The sequence below is a fragment of the Prevotella sp. P2-180 genome (assembly GCF_002251435.1).
Classification (GTDB): domain Bacteria; phylum Bacteroidota; class Bacteroidia; order Bacteroidales; family Bacteroidaceae; genus Prevotella.
In genome coordinates, this window is sequence record NZ_NPJI01000099.1 from 38,779 (window position 1) to 57,342 (window position 18,564).

Consider the following 18,564-nt stretch of genomic DNA (forward strand, 5'->3'; position numbering starts at 1 on the left):
AAACACAAATAAAAAAGGTGTATCGATTTTCGATACACCTTTATTTTTGTTTTCTATCCTCATTTATACAGATATCTCTTTATACTCTTCTTTGGAGTCTTTTCAAATTCCTGTTTGTGAATTTCCACTTCGGCTATCTTGCAATATGCCGGTAGCTGCTCATTAACCAATATTCTGTTTTGCTCCATCATTTGGGCAATATCATTGTCGTGCAGTCCAAGATCATGCAGTGCATCCATATCGGGATGGACGAGAGCCACAAGTTTGGTGTCGCGTTGCACAACAATGGTTTCAACCACCATCTGCATTGAGTTCATCTTGTCTTCTATTTCCTCCGGATAAATGTTTTGTCCACTTGGCCCGAGTAACATGTTTTTGGAGCGTCCACGGATGAATACATTTCCGGCAGAGTCCATAGTGCCCAAGTCGCCAGTATGATACCAGCCGTCGGAATCTATGGTTTGTGCCGTGGCCTCTGGATTTTTGTAGTACCCGAGCATGACGTTTGTTCCTCTTGCGAGTATTTCACCAGCGATGTTCTCAGGGTCAGGACTGTCTATCTTCACCTCCATGTGGATGACGGCTCGTCCGCAACTGCCTGGCACAAAGCTCTGATAGTCGGAATAACAGATTATCGGGGCACACTCAGTGGCTCCATATCCTACGGTGAACGGGAAGTTGATGCTCTTCAGAAACATTTCCACCTCGTGGTTAAAGGCAGCACCTCCGATAATGATTTCATAGAACTGGTCGCCAAAGGCTTTTTTCACCTGTTCGCATACGCGTTGTTGTATTTTCTTGTTTATCATAGGAATGTTCCACAGCAGTTTCATCTTATTGTTCTGCAGTTTTGGGAACACCTTCTTCCTGATAATCTTCTCGATGATGAGAGGCACGGCTATGATAATGGAAGGCTTTACGTCGGTAAAGGCCTGTGCGATAATAGCTGGCGAGGGTATGCGGGTGAGATAGTAGATGTGGCAACCATGCAGGAATTCGAATATGAACTCGAAGGCCATACCATACATGTGTGCCATTGGCAGTATGCTGATTACGCTGTCGCCTCGATTCACCACCTTGCCCAACACGTGTTCTGCAAAGTCGTAGTTGCCCCAAAGGGCACGATATGGAATCATAACTCCCTTGGAAAAACCGGTGGTGCCCGATGTATAGTTGATGAGGGCGAGCTCGTTTGGGTCTGTTTCCTTAAAGTACGATACGTGTTGTTTTCTGAAATACTTTGGATATTTCTTTCCGAACATTTCATTCAGATGCTCACGGGCATAGGTGAGTTTGTCGGTGCGTGATAGTGCAAGCGAATAGTCGGGAATGTTGATGATGCCTTCAAGTCCTGGCATCTTTGTTCCGTCTATCTGCGATGCCACCACGTCTCCCACGAAAAGTAACTTTGCCTCACTATGGTTTACGATATTGTATATCTGTTCGGGTGTGAACTCGTGAAGCACCGGCACTGCTATTGCACCATAGGTGAGTGTGGCAAGGAAAGCCACGGCCCAGTTGGCGCAGTTTCTTCCACAGAGGGCAATTTTGTCTCCACGTTTCACACCACTGTTTTCAAACAGAATGTGTAGTTTTTCAATCTTTCTCGCTACATCATGAAACTGATATGTAGCTCCCTTATAGTCGGTGAGCGCATCGTAGTCCCAGTTGTCCACTATGCTACGCTCAATAATTTCATTAAAGCAAGGCACTTGTTTCATAAACCAAATTGTTTGTTATTATAATGTCTCTCCTTTCTTAAAGTAACTTTATAATACATCCTTATACAGGTATCTTTTTATGCTCTTCTTTGGTGTTTTCGCAAACTCCTCATTGTGTATTTTCACAGCAGAGATAGAGCAGAATGGCGGAAGCTGTGCATTGAGTTCCTTTCTGTTTTGCTCCATCACCTCCATTATGTCAGTTTCGTTGAATCCCATGGTCTTGGCTTCCTCAAAGTCTGGATATACCAACGCCACGAGTTTATCTCCCTTTTGTAGTATCAGGCTCTCATTGACCATAGCCATGGAGTTTAGCTTGTCTTCTATCTCCTCTGGGTAAACGTTTTGTCCGTTTGCCCCGAGCAGCATGTTTTTGATTCGTCCCCGAATAAACACATGACCGTCTGCCGACATTGTGGCAAGGTCGCCTGAATGATACCATCCATCCTTGTCGAGCACCTCTGCCGTTGCTTCCGGGTTTTTGTAATATCCCAGCATGACGTTAACTCCCCTTGCCACTATTTCTCCTGGAATATTTTCTGGGTCAGGGCTAAGAATCTTCACCTCCATATGTTTCACGGGAGTGCCACAGCTTCCTGGAATAAAGTCTTTCCAGTCGCTATATGTGATGAGTGGGGCACACTCGGTGGCTCCATATCCTGATGTGATTGGGAAATCAATGCTTTTCAGGAATTTTTCTATCTCTTGGTTGAGGGCTGCTCCTCCTGTCATCACCTCATATGCGTTTCCTCCAAACACTTCCATCACAATCTGGCAAATACGTTCTTTCACCTTTTTGTTTATTACGGGCATGTTCCACAATAGTTTCACCTTATTATTCTGTATGCGCGGGAAGATATACTTTCTAATGATTTTGTCTACCACCAGTGGTACAGATATCACCACTGCCGGCTTCACTTCAGAAAAGGCTTGGGCGATGATGGCTGGCGACGGCAGGCGAGTAAGGAAGAAGAGGTGGCAGCCATGAACAAACGGGAAGATGAACTCCACCATCATGCCATACATGTGTGCCATGGGCAGTATGCTGAGTATGTTGCTGCCGGCCGGAAACTTGTCTCCTAACACATCGATACAAAAGTCGAGGTTTCCCCAAATGGCCCTATAAGGCAGCATCACTCCCTTTGAAAAGCCCGTAGTGCCGCTGGTATAGTTGATGATGGCAAGTTCTTCAGCTTCTGCCTCATGATAGTGAACATCCTCTGCACGGAAACAACGCGGGAAGCGTCTGCCGAATATCTCATTGAGATGCTCGCGTGCATAAGTTAAATCATCAGTCCTCGATAGCATGAGCGAATAGTCGGGAATGTTTATTATACCTTCAAGTCCGGGCATTTGGGCCGGATCTATCTCCTTAGCCACAAAGTCGCCCACAAAGAGCAACTTTGCTTCGCTATGGTTTACAATATTATAGATCTGCTCCGGTTTGAACTCGTTTTGTATAGGTACAGCCACTGCACCATAGGTAAGTGTGGCGAAGAAAGCCACTGCCCAATGTGCGGAATTTCTTCCGCATAGGCCTATTTTGTCTCCCTTCTTCAATCCCGAATTTTCAAACAGGATATGAAGTTTCTCTATCTTACGAGCCACATCGTGATACTGAAGCGTGATGCCCTTGTAGTCGGTAAGGGCATCGAGATGCCAGTTGCTTATAATGCTGCTTTCAATATATGAATTGAAATTGCGATATGTATTCATTGCACAAAGTTTGAATTTTTGTGCAAAGATAATTGTTTTTCTGCACATTCGCAAACTTTTTGTGCATAAACTTGACTTTATGGCATAGTTTTTTTTAATTTATATTGATAAAGTGAAAAAAAAGCCATAAAATGAGACAAAAAAGCTACTATGACTATAAATTATTCGTATCTCATAGACTTGGCCGGACTGATATGCGACACAAGATAACTTGGTGCGACAAGCACAAGTATGCTTACCACAAGAGTCACAACATTGAGCACCGCGAAGGCAATCAGATTTATTTCTACCGGAGCCTCACTGACGTAGTATGTAGCCGGGTCAAGGCTTATAATGCCCGTAAATTTCTGAAGACAGATGACGAGCATGGCAAACAAGTCGCCAAACAGGATGCCACGGCCTATGACGAAAACGGCAAACCAGAGAAACGTATGGCGTATGGAAGAGTTGCGCGCTCCAAGGGCTTTGAGTGTGCCTATCATCTGTGTACGCTCAAGAATGATGATAAGAAGACCGGATATCATGGTGAAACCCGCTACACATATCATCAACACAAGAATGATCCACACGTTGATGTCGAGCAACGACAGCCAAGAGAAAATCTGCGGATAAGCCTCATAGATAGTTTGCGAAGTAAAGACGTCGCCATATTTGTCGGTATTGCGGTTCACCTTTTCCACCACGTTTTGTGCCGTGGTTTCCAGTGTATTGAAGTCCTTGACTGTGAGTTCTGCACCAGAACATTGTCCAGGCTCCCAGTTGTTTACTTTTGAAGAGGTATACATGTCGGTGAAGCAGAGTGAATTGTCAAACTGGCTCATGTTTGTCTCGAATATGCCGGCCACCGTAAACTTTCTTGCCCTCACCCCCTTGTCGTTGATAAAATATCCGAAAATGGCGTCGCCGACCTTTATCTTCAGTGTAGATGCCGTATTGGTAGAAACGAGCAGTTTGTTTGTCGACTTCTTCGAACTGAATTGCGGTATTTCGCCATCCACCATGTTTTCCTTAATGAAAGTCCAGTCGTACTCCTCGCCCACTCCCTTGAAGGCTATGCCGAGGAAGTCGTTGTCGGTTTTCAGGATGCCTTGCGCCGTGGAATAGCGTTGTGCATGGCTGATGCCAGGAATATGGGCATAGGCATTCAGCAGGCTGTCGTCGATACACACGGGATAGGAGTCGGTACTTTGCATGGCAAGGAAGTTTGCAACTTGAATATGGCTGCCAAAGCCTATCACCTTGTCGCGTATGGTATGTTTGAATCCGAGCACCACTGCCACTGTGATAATCATCACAGCCAGTCCGATAGCCACACCTAATGTGGCAATATGTATTGCAGGGCGACTGACTGTCCGCCTGTCGCCCTTGTCATTGTATATTCTCTTGGCTAAAAAATAAGAAAAGTTCATTCTTAGTTTGTTTATCTGACTCACTCCACTCTTCCGGGATAAGCCTCCAAGGCTTTCTTCAAAACCACCAAGGCCCTGTTAAGGTCGTCTTTCTTCAGTACGTATGCTATTCTGACTTGGTCGCGTCCTGCCCCTGGTGTGGTGTAGAATCCTGAGGCTGGCGCCATCATCACAGTCTCTCCTTCATACTCAAAGTCTGAAAGACACCAACGGCAGAATTTCTCACTGTCGTCTACTGGCAACTTCGCCACGGTATAGAACGCTCCCATTGGTATGGGCGAGTATACTCCCGGTATACGGTTCAGTCCGTCGATAAGACATTTTCTTCGCTCCACATATTCATCATATACCTCACGCAAGTATTCCTCCGGAGTGTCGAGCGAGGCCTCTGCCACAAGTTGTCCGATGAGTGGTGGCGAGAGGCGTGCCTGGCAGAATTTCATCACAGCCTTTCTCACTTCCTTGTTTTTTGTGATAAGAGCCCCTATGCGTATTCCACACTCAGAGTATCGCTTCGATACAGAGTCGATGAGTATCACGTTTTGTTGTATACCTTCAAGATGACAAGCACTGATATATGGCGAACCAGTATATATATACTCGCGGTAAACCTCGTCGGAGAAGAGATACAGGTCGTATTTCTTCACGAGGTCGCGTATCTGGTTCATCTCACGTCTGGTGTATAGATAACCAGTGGGGTTGTTTGGGTTGCAAATCATGATGGCGCGTGTGCGGTCGTTGATGAGCTCCTCAAACTTTTCCACTTTTGGCAACGAGAATCCCTCGTCGATAGTAGTGGCTATGGTACGGATACGTGCACCCGCCGATATGGCAAAGGCCATATAGTTGGCGTATGCAGGCTCTGGCACGATAATCTCGTCGCCAGGATTGAGACACGACATAAAGGCGAAAAGCACAGCCTCACTACCACCAGAAGTGATGATAATGTCGTCGGCTTCCACCTGGATATCATATCGCCTGTAATAGTCGACAAGTTTCTCTCGATAGCTCTTGATGCCCTGTGAAGGTGAATATTCAAGAATTTTGCGGTCGATGTGCTTTAATGCGTCAAGACCGACTTGCGGAGTTGGAAGGTCTGGCTGACCGATATTGAGGTGGTAAACCTTCGTTCCGCGTTGTTTGGCGGCAGCTGCGAGAGGTGCGAGTTTCCTGATTGGTGACTCTGGCATCTCAAGTCCGCGTACAGATATTTCCGGCATGCTAATTAATAATATTTTTTTTCGGGTGCAAAGTTAATATTATTAATTGACAATCGGCAATGAGTAAAGAAAAAATAATCAAAATAATGGCATTTTATGTGGCAAAACATACAAATTAACATATTTTTTGGCAATCCTTTCGCTCATTTCACTAAAAAGTCTTACTTTTGCGGCACTTTAAAAATATTAGGAGATACAGACGATGAATTATGAAGAACTTCTGTCGGCACGCGACAGTGAAAAGAACAATTTCAACCAACTGATGTTGGGAAAGATTTCAAAACGTGAGGTCGACGGCAAATATATTAATGTGGTCGACATAAAAAAGGAGCTTACCGACAACATTCTCTTCAGCGAGTACCTCAACAATGAATTGAAGGCAGTTAGCAGCATCAAGTCGTCACACCAGTTAAAATATATAATAGGTGGAAGCGATGTAAACCAGCCTACAGGCATGGCGCTGGTGGTGGAACGTGGTGTGTTCAACAGTCTTGAACAGATTCTTTTTGAGAATCCGTCGCTCGTGGCTCGTCGACATTTTGTGGATGATCTTGTCTCAAAAGCCTTCGCAGCCGCAAAAGACTTGCACCAACAGGGTATTTACCATGTTTGTTTCGCTCCTAAAAACATTCTCCTGCGCAAGGGCGACTCACAACTATTGCTTCTCAATCATGGCTCGTTCTACAAGGACTTGACAGACCTGAGCGTACTATATCCTGACGACATGGCAAACTTCATAGCTCCCGAAGTGTTAGCCCATGGTACAATAGACGAGAGGACTGACGTTTATTCGCTCGGAAAACTCATAGAACATCTGTACTCCAAATCATCTATGCCATTCTTCGTGAAACGTGTGGTGAAAAAGGCCACAAAGGAAGATCCTTACGACAGATACGCCACTGTGGAAGACATGGAGAAGGCTCTGTCGCGACTCCGCTCCACAAGGTCGTCACTCTCCATGCTGGCAGTGGCTTCCGTGGCTGCACTGTGCATTGTGGGTGCATATTTCTCCTATGTGCCAGAACAGAACGAGATGGAATATGTAAAGCCAGCACCGGCTGCTCCGGAAGAAGACATCATCGAGGAGGGCATTAACCCATTGACCGAACTGGGCATAAGAGCCGGCGACTCCTCAATAGTGCTCACCGAGGAGCAGAAGAAGAAGATGGCCGAGTATGAAAAAAAATCTGAGGAGATATTCAGACGCAGGTTTGAAAGAGAGGCCGACCGCATAATATCTAAGGTTTACAACAAAAACACAATGGCGGCAAGCGAGTCTAAATTCATGGCGGCAAGCCAAAAGGCGATGGAGGAACTCAACAGCGCCCAAGAGGAAATTGCAAGCCAGACAGCTATGCCTTCGGCAAAAAGCCGACTCATAGCGTCGCAGATTATTGACAAGATAACAAATGCGAAAAAGAAGGAGATAAAATAACTCCTTTCGATTATCCCGTAATAAAATATAAGTAAACATTATAACACAAAGAAAAAAAACACAATTATGAGAAGTAGAACTGCTATTTGGTTTGAATGTAGAATTCGTTATGAGAAAACCATGGAAGACGGAATGCAAAAGAAAGTGACAGAAAACTATGTCGTTGACGCACTTTCATTCAGCGAGGCTGAAGAACGCATCACAGAAGAAATGTCTTCTTACGTAAGCGGAGAATTCGATGTGGCAGACATAAAAATCGCACCATACGCCGAGGTGTTCTTTGCCGACAACGACATCGCCGACAAGTGGTACAGGGCCAAGCTCGCTTTCATCACCATTGACGAAAAGACACAAAAGGAAAAACGGTCTACCGTCAACTACCTGATAAATGCCGGTTCACTAAACGGAGCCGTGAAAAACATCGACGAGGTGATGTCGCAGTCAATGGTCGACTACCTTATAGTGTCGGTAAACGAAACCACGATCATGGACGTTTTTGAATATAAGAAAAAGGAAAAGAACGACAAACCTGAATACGAGCAACAGTAAAAAAAATAACTAAAAGAGAAAAATGCGTATGTTGGACTACGACGTAAAGGCAAATCTCAAAGAAGTGACAGCCAAGCTTCCACAACATGTGAAGCTCGTGGCTGTCAGTAAGTTTCATCCCTCTGAATACCTAATGGAAGCCTACAGCGAAGGACAACGCATCTTCGGCGAAAGCCAAGTACAGGAACTGCAGAGGAAGGTAACGGAACTGCCTGACGATATACAGTGGCATTTCATTGGACATCTACAGACCAACAAGGTGAAGTATATCGCCCCTTACATCAGCATGATAGAAGCCGTGGACTCTATGAAGCTAATGGTGGAGATACAAAAACAGGCCGCTAAACACAACAGGACCATTGACGTGCTGCTCGAACTACACATTGCCGAGGAGGAAACGAAATATGGTCTCACGCTCGACACTTGCCGCGATTTCCTTGAGTCGGGCGAGTGGCGCAAAATGAACAATGTGCGTATTTGCGGACTGATGATGATGGCATCGTATACCGACGACACTCGTCAGATAAAGTCTGAATTCACGCTTGCCGCCAACTTCTTCGACGAGATAAAAAACAAATACTTCGCCGACGCCGACTACTTCTGCGAACGTTCCTGGGGCATGTCCCACGACTACCCATTGGCCATTGAGTGCGGCAGCACCATGGTAAGAGTTGGAACAAAGATTTTCGGACCGAGGGTTTATTGAGGAGTTAAGGAGTTAACTCCTTAACTCCCAACAATTTCCTTTCTTGCGAAAGTTGAGTTATTTAACTCTTTTCTTTCCCTTCGAAACATACACTCCCTTCTTACCCTTCACGTCTCCCACCTTCTTTCCGTCGAGAGAATAATAGGTTTCATTATGGCAGTCATCTGTCTTGGGCTGTTCCACGGCGGTTTCGCCACCAGAGAATTTGAATGTCACGTTGTTGTCAGAGTTGCGGGATATGTCGGTCAAAGGCTTCCCTACCCCACCGCCAGTATACCAGAAAGCAGGCATCATGGAGTCGTCGGTAAACGATGTGACATTATTCAGGCCTGGGAATGGGTCACCTTTTGCTTCTGTCAAATACAAAGAATCATCGATATACTGACCCTCGTATCGGTTGAGCATTTCCTTGTTCACTTCGTTCACTGAGGAAGAACTCGACAGCTTTACGGTGCGTTGTAAATAATAGTCACTCAGCATCAGTCCGTCGGCGGCTACAAGATAAAAACGCGGATGCCCCACCTCGTTGTTCACTACATTATTAAACGACAATCCAAATGCCGATGGGTCATAATCAATATGATACACCAACATTCCATCGGCAAACACATAGTAGTTCCACAGTTCGTCGCTTCTCTCCACCTGCTCAATCAGATAGCTCTCGTCCGGGTTTACGGGATTTACTATCTTGTATGCCTTTCCTCCACGTTCAGCAGTTTTCAAGGTTACATCACACGGCTCGGTAAGCTCCTCTATCTCAGTCCAACCAAGAGTGGCACGCTCCCAGCACGTCAATGCCGTGGGACGGAAGCCGTTATAGGTGTACTCGCCCATGTCCATAAGTCCGTAATAGCCCAATCCCACATTACAACACTCAATGGCGTTGGAAAAAAATCCTGTGGGATACATATCGGGAAGTCCGAGACAGTGGCAGAACTCATGACAGAACAATCCGATGCCATTCAGCCTTGGCCCATATTGCGTTTCTTTGCTCTCTTCTCCAAACAACTCGTTGTTCACTCCATATCTCTCGATTCTCTTTCCGTCAAAAGTCTCCGTCAGACTCACCTTTCCCGACTGCGGCCAGATATAATTGCTGTTGTTCGAACTATAGTTTTCACCATATCCGGCATAGATGATGTATACCAAGTCCACCTTTCCGTCGCCGTCGGCATCATACTGCGAGAAGTCTATGTCTTCGTCGGCAGCACTGCAGGCATCCGTAAACAGCAATGCCATGTTGTCGTTTTTTCCGTAGGTAGCAAACGAGCCGCTCACCTTATACGGTCCATAGAGGTCAAACTGTGGTGTGAACTTTCCAAAGCTCATGTCGGTGAAATACTGTTTCACGCTACTGAAGTTATTGTTTGCCGTCTGAGAGCCTCCGGTCAATTTCTCGCTCGAGTTGAGATATTTCTCAAACTGCTCCTTCGGATTGTCAACTTTAAAGCCAAGGTCGCTGAACTCCACCAAAAGCACAATTGCCTTTGGCGACCCGGTACTTGGAAACAGGCTGTTACTGCTCGACGCCCTGGTAGTCTGACGGCCCACGTTCTGCATCTCCATCATCTTCAGCATCATGCTTTTGCGGTCCTGCCGGTCCACGGCCAGGCATTCCACCAGTCCCCTTTCTCCGGGTTCGTGTGCCAGCACTCCCGACGCCACCACATTTCCTGAGGCGTCCTGCTGCGCCACATACAGCTTGTTTTCCACCATCGTCAGTATCGCCCCGTCGGCGGCAGTATAGTAATGAGCATATTCGTCACCATGTAGTTGAGCCACTATCTTTGTTCCGTCGCCCTGCTTCACAATAGTCTTACCGGGAAAAGCTTTTGCCGCCCATCCTGCCACTACGAAGGCCATCATCGTCGCAGCCATTAAGTATCGTTTCATTTTCTGTAATAAGTTTTATTAATGTCCAAAGAAATACTGTCCTCGCTTTTTCGTGATGTTGCCATAGTTGATGGCGTGATGCGGACAATGATGATAGCACGACAAACAGCAAGTGCATCTCCCGTCGTGCAGCCATTCAGGATTTCCATTGTCCATCCTTATGTCGCCCACCGGACAGCTCTTCTCACACAGTCCGCACCCCACACAGCGTTGCTCGTCAACAGTGAATTTTCTGTCGCTTATCATCCTTGCGTTAAAATATCCTCCTACCACGTAAGTTAGCATCCAAGGCATTGTGCCTTTCACAAGATGTCTCTCTCCGGTTTTCCTTTCAGCTATCGACTTTTCAAACGACCTCAAGTCGTCGAGAGCCTTTGCCAGTTTCTCACGCTCCCGTTCGGGGGTATCGGTATACATGAAAGGCAGGGCTACGTATGTCTCCGGCATCAGCAGCGAGAAGGCAGCATCAAGACTCAGCCCGCAGCCCCTCAGTTCCCGCTCGGCTATGTCCAAGGCGTTGCCTGTATTGTCGCCACATGTACATACTATATAGCAATACGGTTTCTTCTCTGCCACTATGTCGAGCATTTGCCAGAATTGTCTCACTATGTGTGGCGGTTGCCATCCGTGAATTGGGAAACAGAATCCTATTCGCTCGTTGTCTTTTAGCTTGCAGACAAATCTTGCTTGTCTCACGCCTTCTACGCCATACATCAATGTCGCCAAGTCAACGGCCTCTTCACCAATGGCTTCCGCAAGATGTTGTGCCGCCCAACGGCTGTTTCCCGTACCTGAAAAAAAGAATATCATTGCTTAATTTGGTCGTTTATGTTTCCAGTTTTTTATTGTCCACACCACAACTCCCCACACCTCAAACCTGTCGCTGTCGTCTATTCTTATTGGCTGGAAGTCGCGGTTAGCAGGCCTTAGTTCAATATAGCCCTCCTCTTTGTGTGAGAGGTCGAGATACTTTATGGTGAACTCGTTGTTGACAAAAGCCACAACCACGTCGCCGTCCTGTGCCTCCACCGAACGGTCAATCACGGCAATGTCGCCATCGCAAATACCCGCATCTATCATCGAGTCGCCGTCCACTCTTCCGTAGAACGTTGCATCAGGATTACGTATTAGGTCGCGGTTGAAGTCGATGCTGTCGTGTGTATAGTCATCGGCAGGACTTGGAAATCCCGCCTTTATCGTAGGGGCGAACTGCAGTTCCAATTGTTTTTTGAATTCGCCTTCTATTATCTTTACGTTACCAAATGTCATTATTTATGCTTTTTGCCTCTTCTGTCTGCACCTTATTCTTTCATATCGGTTGCAAAGATACGTCTTTTTTTTCATATAAGAGCATTTCACGGCGTATTTTTTATACGACTTAATCACTGAATGCTCTTTTACGATGATCTTCTCCGGATGAAGTTATTGTTTCATTACTTCACATAAATCAATTAAATCGTTATAAAGAGATTAAAATATTTTGTAAAAATACAAAGTCTGCGAAAGAATCTATACCTTTGCACCCTGAAAAAGAGACATAGTATTCTGGATTATTATGGTAAGACAATGTTTTATTCTGTTCGGTTGCCTGGCTTTGGGCGAACTGATAGTAAGGTTAACGGGCGTGAAGCTGCCGGCAAGTATCATAGGCATGCTTATACTTACGCTGTTGTTGAAATTGAAGGTCATCAAACTGGAGTGGGTGCGTGGCCTTACGGATTTTCTCATAGCCAATCTTGGTTTTTTCTTCGTGCCGCCCGGTGTGGCGTTAATGCTTTATTTCGACTTGATTAAGGCTGAGATATTGCCGATATCCTTGGCTACACTGTTGAGCACCATCATCGTTCTTCTGATTACGGGTCAAACCCATCAAGCTGTGAGCAAGGGAGAGAATAAGGTGCGCGAGAAAATACATACTAAGAAACATGAATAAGACATTATGAAAGAGATTATCAGCAACGAATATTTCATGCTCGCCCTTACCTTCGGCGTGTTTTTCATTGCCAAGGCCATACAACGTCGCCTTGGTTGGGTATTGTTTAATCCCATTCTCATTGCCATAGCCATCATCATAGCCTTTCTTCTTGTGATGGATATTCCCTATGAGACATATCATGAGGGAGCCAAGTTGATAGAGTTCTGGCTTAAGCCCGCCGTAGTGGCTCTTGGAGTGCCGCTCTATCTTCAATTATCGTCTATCAAGCGACAGTTTGTGCCCATCTTGGCTTCGCAGATGATGGGATGCATAGCTGGTATTGTGAGTGTGGTGATAATAGCCAAGTTGTTGGGTGCATCCGACACGGTCATCATGTCGCTCGCAAGCAAGTCGGTCACCACTCCTATTGCCATGGAAGTCACCCAGGTGTTGGGCGGAATACCTTCGCTCACAGCTGCCATTGTGGTAATCACAGGTCTCATCGGGGCAATAATCGGTTTCAAAATGCTTTCCGTAGGTCATGTTCATAATCCCATGGCTCTCGGATTGTCAATGGGAGCCGCATCTCATGCCCTCGGCACATCTGCCGCCATGGACCGCGACGAGTTTGTTGGTGCATACGCCAGTCTTGGTCTCACCCTCAACGGCATCCTTACCGCCCTTCTCACTCCTACGGTAATCGACGTAATCAATACGTTTTAATCTTGCACAGATAACTACAGAACCAATAAAGCATGACAAACAGTCAGTAAAGATTAAAAAAATTATACTTTGCCGACATTATGGCATTTTTGCGATTATTGGCACACGGATTGCGATGTCTATTAGTGAAAGCGGAAGGCTACAAAGAGCTACAAAAGCTTGGAGGAAGCCGGAAGCAAAGAACATTAATAGTATAACAATATTAAAATAGGAGGTTATTATGTTACCAGTTATGAATTCAAACAGTTGGTTCCCAACAGTGTTCGACGACTTTTTCAACAGTGATTGGATGCCAAAGATGAAGGCCACAGCGCCGGCAGTCAACGTTAAGGAAGATGCAAAGGCTTACACCATGGAAGTGGCAGTGCCAGGTATCAAGAAGGAATTCTGCAGGGTAAACATCAATGCCGACGGCAATCTCGACATTGCCATCGAGAACAAGATGGAACACAAGGAGGAGGACAAGAAGCAGCACTACCTGCGTCGCGAGTTCAGCTACTCCAACTACCAGCAGACCTACGTGCTGCCTGACGACATCGTCAAGGACAACATCGCAGCCAAGGTGGACGACGGCGTACTGACTATCACAATGCCGAAGGTCACCAAGGATGATGTAAAGAAGATTCAGCGTCAGATTGACATAGCATAACGCTATGTATCACACCATTACAGGCGAGGATTACACAGGTTAATCCCCGCCTGTTTTTTTATCGCAAGTACTCAATCTGATAATATGACTGCAAAGAATGCTACAAACATGTCTTGCGTGACATTATGGAGATGGATGAAGAAGTTTGAGTGGATAGAGGAGCTTGGACGATTCCTTTGTTACGACTTTCATATATCACACGACCACACCTTAGAATGTGCTCCTTAAGGTTTTCGTTCTGAATCAAGTCAAATATGTTCAAGTCTATCTCGTATGGCAGCAGTAAGTCATCTATAATGGAATTAAGCCGCAGAAGGTCAGAGTATGACAACGACTTGCCTACGAGGGATATGTCAACATCAGAAAAAGGCTTGTAATTGCCTTTTGCCCGCGAGCCATATATCACAGCCTTGTCAACACCGTCAATTGAAGCTATGGACATTATTATCTTGTCCATCTCCATTGTTTCCAATCCAAATTCATTCATTTGACTCTCTCTTTTCTATCATTACATTGTAAAAATCCTTAAATAAGGGATAGTACACATCCATTATCTTACTATATACCGCATTAAACGCAGTTTCATCATAGCAATGCGATGTAATATTGCGGGATGCTATCGTGTCCATCCATGCACTGTCTGACACCAATCCCATTGCCAAAGCCTTACGGATGGCATCTCGTGAACCTTGAATCTCAGTATAACCCTGGTATTCCTCATAGTCTTTCATCAGCTTCCACGCCAACTCCTGGGTATATTCATATCTCTGTATGAGACCCTCCTTCAAGAGGTTGTCCATATCATCACCATAGAGCACATTCCTCTTTAATAGAGCGACTGCACTCTCCAACCTCTTTACCAACTTTTCATAATTATCAAGTCGCTGAATCCATCTTATGTCATTAGTCATACTCAATAATATATTAGTTTGATGAACATCACATAAATTGCGTGCAAATATACACAATTATTCCGTAACTGCCAAATATATCCTCATTTTTAGTATGGAGATGGATGAAGAAGAATGTGCTCCTTAAGGTTTTCGTTCTGAAGAATGTATATTATTCTATAAAAATGGAATATTCATGAATAATTAAAAAACAGCGGGGAAGCCGAATAAGGACATCCCCGCAATGAACGTGCCGTAGCACTATCTAACTTCTTTCGAAGTTTGCTGCAAAGATAATCAATTATTTCTTATCCCCAAACAAAACCCTCAAAAATATTATGAATATTAATGATTTTAAACGAAAAATACAAGAAAAGCAGGCTGAATTAGCCTGCAGGACTATTTGTTGCGGATTTTAGTTTAATCCTTCCTCAGAGGTCGCAGCGACAGGTTCATCGACCCGAAAGAGGTTCACTTCTGAACCAGTCCCTGTGATTCATTCATCCCTTTCCACATTTCCCCGAAATCCTTCACTCCCTCAGGCAGTTCATGCAGCACTGTTTGGGGCAGAAGTTCTTTTATCTTGGCAAACAGTTGTCGCCCGGGAGCGTCGTTGTCGGGCACCATGTGTATCTGGAACCCCCTCAGCAATTCCACTTCCCGCTCCATAAGCAGCGTGGCAGAAGGCACTGCTATCGCGGCGTGACCCGCCGAGAGCATCGCCCAGCAGTCAGAAGGCCCTTCGGCAATCCATAGCTCGTCGCCATCCTTCAACTGTCTCAACACCTGCATGTTATACATCCCGAGCTTAGAGCCAGGCGGGTAGCGGAACCGCGGCCTGCCTTCCGCCTCTTCCCTACTCCCAAGCCATCTCCCTTGCACCGACATAAGCCTTCCGTCTATGTCCCTGTAAGGGATGAGCAGCGAAGGCGCATCATAGAAGTTACATCCGTCTCGTCTGCATGGCAGAGGATTGTCGATTGATGTCAGTCCGAGACACTCCACCACCTTCGGGTCGATGTGTCTCTCCTCAAACAGAAAGCGAGTTGCCTTTTCGTTCAGCCGTGGCTTTTCCAATATCCATTCAAGGTAATCGCAGTCCATCTCACACGTGCTCGACCTCCTTTGCGTCTTCTCCGGTTTCTGTTCACAGCAGTCTATGCCTTCGTTAGTCACTATCCATTCACAAGCCGCGTTGAACGAGATGCCGAGATACTCCTTCACGAGCGTTATCTGGTCACCTTTCTTCGAGCAGGCATAACATTTCCAGTGCTGCTTGTCCTTGTTAAAATGCAGACTTGGCACAATGTCAGCATGGAAGGGACAAAGGGCGGTATGCCCCTTGTCCACTTTCATTCCAAGCTTTCTTGCCACGTCCTCTATCTCAATTTTCTTTATTTCCTCCAAGTCGTACATATTTATTTTTCTTTTTGCATAATGATTTTTTTCTTAATGGCATAATAGCTGGCATAATGGCATATTATTGGCATGTCGTAGCTATCTTCTTAAACAGTCCGCCCTCCATCACCACAAGTCCGCTACTCTTCCAGTTATAAAGCATTTTCGCAATAGAGTTATCCGACACGTTCTCGCCCTTCACCCTTGCCGCCATCTTCAGGGCGTCAGATTTTGAGAAGTTTTGTGGCAGCATGTCAAAAATGGTGTCGTTCTTTCCTCGTCGGCTTCTCTTCGAGTCGTCGCCTCCCCTTTCGTTTCGGTTCTGCTCGTAAGCCTTTGCGAGCTTGCTCCTGAAGAAGTAGATGTCGTTGTCCACCAGGTAGTCGGCTATCACATCGTAAGCTGCCAGCATGTCACCGGTCTGCTCCTTCAGCATCATCTGCTGTAGTAGGTCTTCGTTGTCCTTTATCAACTCTTCGGCCTTCTGCAGCCCATGTTTTTTCAGCAGTTTCTCCGCCACGCTGCACAACATCATCGTACACACTATTCTCTGAGCCGAGGTGTGGGTTCGCTTTCTGCAGTTGGCAAGCACCTCGTCATCACATTTCAGTGCCGTCAGCCTCAGTCTCTCCGTCCACTCGTCGTCCTTCTTCTGCAGCTTCGGCAGCGAAATGTCGCCCTTCATCAGTCCCAGCAGATGTGCCACGTCCCTTATGTTCTGCTTCTGTTTTTCGGAGAGCGGCACCTTATAAATCTTTTTCGCAAACGTATTGTCAAACATTCGGCTGAAGCACATGCGGCTCTGCAGTCCGTCGTTGTAGTTTCTCACAAATCTGTAGAGGGCGTCATCGGTTCCGAGCATCACCACGTTCCATTTCAGATGGTCCTTGTAGCATCTTGCCGCATCCACCGACTTTGCTTCCCTGAGCAGTCTTTCCGAGTCCCACGCCTTTCTCAGGTATACTGAAAACTCCACGAGTTCCTTTGCTGTCCATTTAGCCGAAATCTCGTCCGACTCCTCCGTCACCGAAACCGCATGTCTTTCGTCTAGATTATTCAGACGTAAAACGACATTCGCGAGTGTGTTGTTTAGCGGTATGTATCTCAGAGGCAGCTCAGGCTCAGGGGGTAGGTTTTTGTCGTTTCTTTTTTTCTTGAACAGCTTTCTCCATTCCTCCTCCTTTTCCAGTATCGCCTTGTCTTCCTCCAGCATTTCCGCGAGCCACAAGTCGCAGAGTTCCTTTATGTCCGACTTGTTCGAACCAGGAGCACCTGCACAGTAAGCCAGCAGGTTTAGCCAGTTGAATGTGCCGTCCACCTTCAGTCTCACGTTTGTAGCAACGCCTCCAATCACCGACGCCACACACACCACCATCGGCATGAGGTTTTTCTCACCCACCTTCAGAGCCGACTCCCTGTATCCCATGGCGAGAGCCTTTTGCGGCAGCAGTCGGTAGTATAGGCGGTCGTCATCCTCCATAATGTCGGAAATGGTCTTCTCCACCTTTTCGTTGTGAGCGAAGTCGGCTTTCAGTGCGTTGAGCACCATTCTCAGTCCCTGCGGCATCTGTGTCACCGGAGCGTTCACAGCCTTTGCTATCTGTGCCGCCTTCAGCGCGTCGGTCATACCATCGTACGTAGGTATGATTTTTTTCAACAGTTCGGAGTCGTTGTTACAGATGTTTCTGAGCGCTTTAGCGAGCTCATACGTCCTGGTCATTGCGTCCTGCGCCGTAGGCAGTGAAGAGTTGTAGAACATTTCGTTCCATTTCTTTATGATGACCTCATAATCGAGGTCACCATATTTCAGTTTATCTTTTTTCTCATCCATGCAGCTTATCTCCTTCCTTTAAGTTTCTCCACCAGAGCAGACGCTTCTGAAAACATTCTCTGAGGGAAGTCTTTTATTTTGAGTGGGTTGATATTTTTAGTGTGCAGTTGGTAGGATCCGTCAGGCTTTGCCACTGTTGTCAGCATTTCCCCCTCAAACACCCTTGTGTTTCGTGCCTTCGGTCTTTTAGGAGCCGATTCGGCGAAATCCACTTTTCTCCAGTCACTGCTAATTCTTAGCGACCCGTCGAAATTCACCCTTTCATCCGGTTCAGTCATATCGTTAGTCACGATACTGATTGTTACATTTTTTAATAATTTTTCCATATCAATATTCTTTAATTTTTTAATTTTTTAATTTTTTAATTCTCCTTCCCACCTCTTTAATTCTTTAATTTTTTAATTCTTTAATTCTCCCTCCCGCCTCTTTAATTCTTTAATTTTTTAATTCTTTAATTTTTAATTTTTTTTAAAAATTAAAACCCCTTCACTCCCCATCCAGGATGAATG

Annotated in this window: 18 protein-coding genes; 6 read left to right on the forward strand and 12 right to left on the reverse strand. The window is 45.8% G+C overall.

The genetic code is table 11. The features are described from left to right. Positions 1-59: 59 nt before the first annotated feature. The 4 genes from CIK98_RS14185 to CIK98_RS14200 form a co-directional block, all read right to left on the reverse strand. Entirely contained in the window at positions 60-1,721 is a 1,662-nt protein-coding gene (locus CIK98_RS14185; RefSeq protein WP_094385352.1) for an AMP-binding protein, read from the reverse strand. Between the two features lie 48 nt (positions 1,722-1,769). Next, positions 1,770-3,437, reverse strand: coding sequence for an AMP-binding protein (locus tag CIK98_RS14190; RefSeq protein ID WP_094385354.1), 1,668 nt, complete (start codon positions 3,435-3,437; stop codon positions 1,770-1,772). Between the two features lie 161 nt (positions 3,438-3,598). Next, on the reverse strand, positions 3,599-4,846 hold the full coding sequence (locus CIK98_RS14195; protein WP_094385384.1) for an ABC transporter permease: 1,248 nt from the start codon (positions 4,844-4,846) through the stop codon (positions 3,599-3,601). Between the two features lie 20 nt (positions 4,847-4,866). Further along, positions 4,867-6,066, reverse strand: a complete 1,200-nt coding sequence (locus CIK98_RS14200; protein ID WP_094385356.1) for a pyridoxal phosphate-dependent aminotransferase — start codon at positions 6,064-6,066, stop codon at positions 4,867-4,869. A gap of 202 nt (positions 6,067-6,268) precedes the next feature. Here CIK98_RS14200 and CIK98_RS14205 point away from each other — a divergent pair, with 202 nt between their 5' ends. The 3 genes from CIK98_RS14205 (at position 6,269) to CIK98_RS14215 (ending at position 8,756) form a co-directional block, all read left to right on the forward strand. Next, positions 6,269-7,501, forward strand: coding sequence for a protein kinase (locus tag CIK98_RS14205; RefSeq protein WP_094385357.1), 1,233 nt, complete (start codon positions 6,269-6,271; stop codon positions 7,499-7,501). Positions 7,502-7,567: 66 nt separating this feature from the next. Then, positions 7,568-8,050, forward strand: coding sequence for a DUF4494 domain-containing protein (locus tag CIK98_RS14210; RefSeq protein WP_094385359.1), 483 nt, complete (start codon positions 7,568-7,570; stop codon positions 8,048-8,050). A gap of 28 nt (positions 8,051-8,078) precedes the next feature. Continuing rightward, positions 8,079-8,756: a YggS family pyridoxal phosphate-dependent enzyme gene (locus CIK98_RS14215; RefSeq protein ID WP_094385361.1), complete on the forward strand. Its 678-nt coding sequence runs from the start codon at positions 8,079-8,081 to the stop codon at positions 8,754-8,756. A 57-nt stretch (positions 8,757-8,813) separates the two neighbouring features. Here the strand turns inward: CIK98_RS14215 and CIK98_RS14220 are convergent, their stop codons facing one another. From CIK98_RS14220 to CIK98_RS14230, 3 genes are read right to left on the reverse strand one after another with little or no spacing between them, the layout of a single operon-like run. Next, positions 8,814-10,649: a M6 family metalloprotease domain-containing protein gene (locus CIK98_RS14220; RefSeq protein WP_094385363.1), complete on the reverse strand. Its 1,836-nt coding sequence runs from the start codon at positions 10,647-10,649 to the stop codon at positions 8,814-8,816. Positions 10,650-10,667: 18 nt separating this feature from the next. Beyond that, a complete protein-coding gene (locus CIK98_RS14225; protein ID WP_094385365.1) occupies positions 10,668-11,459 on the reverse strand; it encodes an EFR1 family ferrodoxin in 792 nt (263 codons plus the stop codon). A gap of 3 nt (positions 11,460-11,462) precedes the next feature. Beyond that, positions 11,463-11,918, reverse strand: coding sequence for a LexA family transcriptional regulator (locus tag CIK98_RS14230; protein WP_094385367.1), 456 nt, complete (start codon positions 11,916-11,918; stop codon positions 11,463-11,465). 286 nt (positions 11,919-12,204) lie between these two features. Between CIK98_RS14230 and CIK98_RS14235 the strand changes: the two genes are divergently transcribed. The 3 genes from CIK98_RS14235 to CIK98_RS14245 all read left to right on the forward strand — a co-directional run bounded on the left by CIK98_RS14235 (position 12,205) and on the right by CIK98_RS14245 (position 13,936). Beyond that, positions 12,205-12,582 carry a CidA/LrgA family protein gene (locus CIK98_RS14235; RefSeq protein ID WP_094385369.1) on the forward strand — a complete coding sequence of 126 codons (378 nt, stop codon included), beginning with the start codon at positions 12,205-12,207 and terminating at the stop codon, positions 12,580-12,582. Between the two features lie 6 nt (positions 12,583-12,588). Next, the gene (locus CIK98_RS14240; RefSeq protein WP_094385371.1) at positions 12,589-13,287 is read left to right on the forward strand and encodes an LrgB family protein; all 699 of its coding nucleotides are present in this window, start codon (positions 12,589-12,591) and stop codon (positions 13,285-13,287) included. A gap of 232 nt (positions 13,288-13,519) precedes the next feature. Beyond that, positions 13,520-13,936, forward strand: a complete 417-nt coding sequence (locus CIK98_RS14245) for an Hsp20/alpha crystallin family protein (RefSeq protein ID WP_253249754.1) — start codon at positions 13,520-13,522, stop codon at positions 13,934-13,936. Between the two features lie 100 nt (positions 13,937-14,036). Here the strand turns inward: CIK98_RS14245 and CIK98_RS14250 are convergent, their stop codons facing one another. The 5 genes from CIK98_RS14250 to CIK98_RS14270 form a co-directional block, all read right to left on the reverse strand. Then, a complete protein-coding gene (locus CIK98_RS14250; protein ID WP_253249755.1) occupies positions 14,037-14,423 on the reverse strand; it encodes a nucleotidyltransferase domain-containing protein in 387 nt (128 codons plus the stop codon). Next, positions 14,416-14,847: a nucleotidyltransferase substrate binding protein gene (locus tag CIK98_RS14255; RefSeq protein WP_094385375.1), complete on the reverse strand. Its 432-nt coding sequence runs from the start codon at positions 14,845-14,847 to the stop codon at positions 14,416-14,418. The genes CIK98_RS14250 and CIK98_RS14255 overlap by 8 nt, the downstream gene beginning before the upstream one ends. A 450-nt stretch (positions 14,848-15,297) precedes the next feature. Beyond that, entirely contained in the window at positions 15,298-16,242 is a 945-nt protein-coding gene (locus CIK98_RS14260; RefSeq protein ID WP_094385377.1) for a CHC2 zinc finger domain-containing protein, read from the reverse strand. A gap of 64 nt (positions 16,243-16,306) precedes the next feature. Beyond that, the gene (locus tag CIK98_RS14265; protein ID WP_094385379.1) at positions 16,307-18,055 is read right to left on the reverse strand and encodes a hypothetical protein; all 1,749 of its coding nucleotides are present in this window, start codon (positions 18,053-18,055) and stop codon (positions 16,307-16,309) included. Between the two features lie 5 nt (positions 18,056-18,060). Then, positions 18,061-18,381 (reverse strand): hypothetical protein, encoded by a 321-nt coding sequence (locus CIK98_RS14270; RefSeq protein ID WP_094385381.1) that lies wholly within the window; start codon positions 18,379-18,381, stop codon positions 18,061-18,063. Positions 18,382-18,564 lie beyond the last annotated feature (183 nt).

Coding starts and splice junctions, on each gene's coding strand:
- CIK98_RS14205 (WP_094385357.1), top strand. CDS start 6,269: ATGAATTATGAAGAACTTCTGTCGGCACGCGACAGTGAAAAGAACAAT.
- CIK98_RS14230 (WP_094385367.1), bottom strand. CDS start 11,918: ATGACATTTGGTAACGTAAAGATAATAGAAGGCGAATTCAAAAAACAA.
- CIK98_RS14185 (WP_094385352.1), bottom strand. CDS start 1,721: ATGAAACAAGTGCCTTGCTTTAATGAAATTATTGAGCGTAGCATAGTG.
- CIK98_RS14260 (WP_094385377.1), bottom strand. CDS start 16,242: ATGTACGACTTGGAGGAAATAAAGAAAATTGAGATAGAGGACGTGGCA.
- CIK98_RS14190 (WP_094385354.1), bottom strand. CDS start 3,437: ATGAATACATATCGCAATTTCAATTCATATATTGAAAGCAGCATTATA.
- CIK98_RS14245 (WP_253249754.1), top strand. CDS start 13,520: ATGAATTCAAACAGTTGGTTCCCAACAGTGTTCGACGACTTTTTCAAC.
- CIK98_RS14200 (WP_094385356.1), bottom strand. CDS start 6,066: ATGCCGGAAATATCTGTACGCGGACTTGAGATGCCAGAGTCACCAATC.
- CIK98_RS14195 (WP_094385384.1), bottom strand. CDS start 4,846: ATGAACTTTTCTTATTTTTTAGCCAAGAGAATATACAATGACAAGGGC.
- CIK98_RS14240 (WP_094385371.1), top strand. CDS start 12,589: ATGAAAGAGATTATCAGCAACGAATATTTCATGCTCGCCCTTACCTTC.
- CIK98_RS14225 (WP_094385365.1), bottom strand. CDS start 11,459: ATGATATTCTTTTTTTCAGGTACGGGAAACAGCCGTTGGGCGGCACAA.
- CIK98_RS14220 (WP_094385363.1), bottom strand. CDS start 10,649: ATGAAACGATACTTAATGGCTGCGACGATGATGGCCTTCGTAGTGGCA.
- CIK98_RS14235 (WP_094385369.1), top strand. CDS start 12,205: ATGGTAAGACAATGTTTTATTCTGTTCGGTTGCCTGGCTTTGGGCGAA.
- CIK98_RS14210 (WP_094385359.1), top strand. CDS start 7,568: ATGAGAAGTAGAACTGCTATTTGGTTTGAATGTAGAATTCGTTATGAG.
- CIK98_RS14265 (WP_094385379.1), bottom strand. CDS start 18,055: ATGGATGAGAAAAAAGATAAACTGAAATATGGTGACCTCGATTATGAG.
- CIK98_RS14215 (WP_094385361.1), top strand. CDS start 8,079: ATGTTGGACTACGACGTAAAGGCAAATCTCAAAGAAGTGACAGCCAAG.
- CIK98_RS14255 (WP_094385375.1), bottom strand. CDS start 14,847: ATGACTAATGACATAAGATGGATTCAGCGACTTGATAATTATGAAAAG.
- CIK98_RS14250 (WP_253249755.1), bottom strand. CDS start 14,423: ATGAATGAATTTGGATTGGAAACAATGGAGATGGACAAGATAATAATG.
- CIK98_RS14270 (WP_094385381.1), bottom strand. CDS start 18,381: ATGGAAAAATTATTAAAAAATGTAACAATCAGTATCGTGACTAACGAT.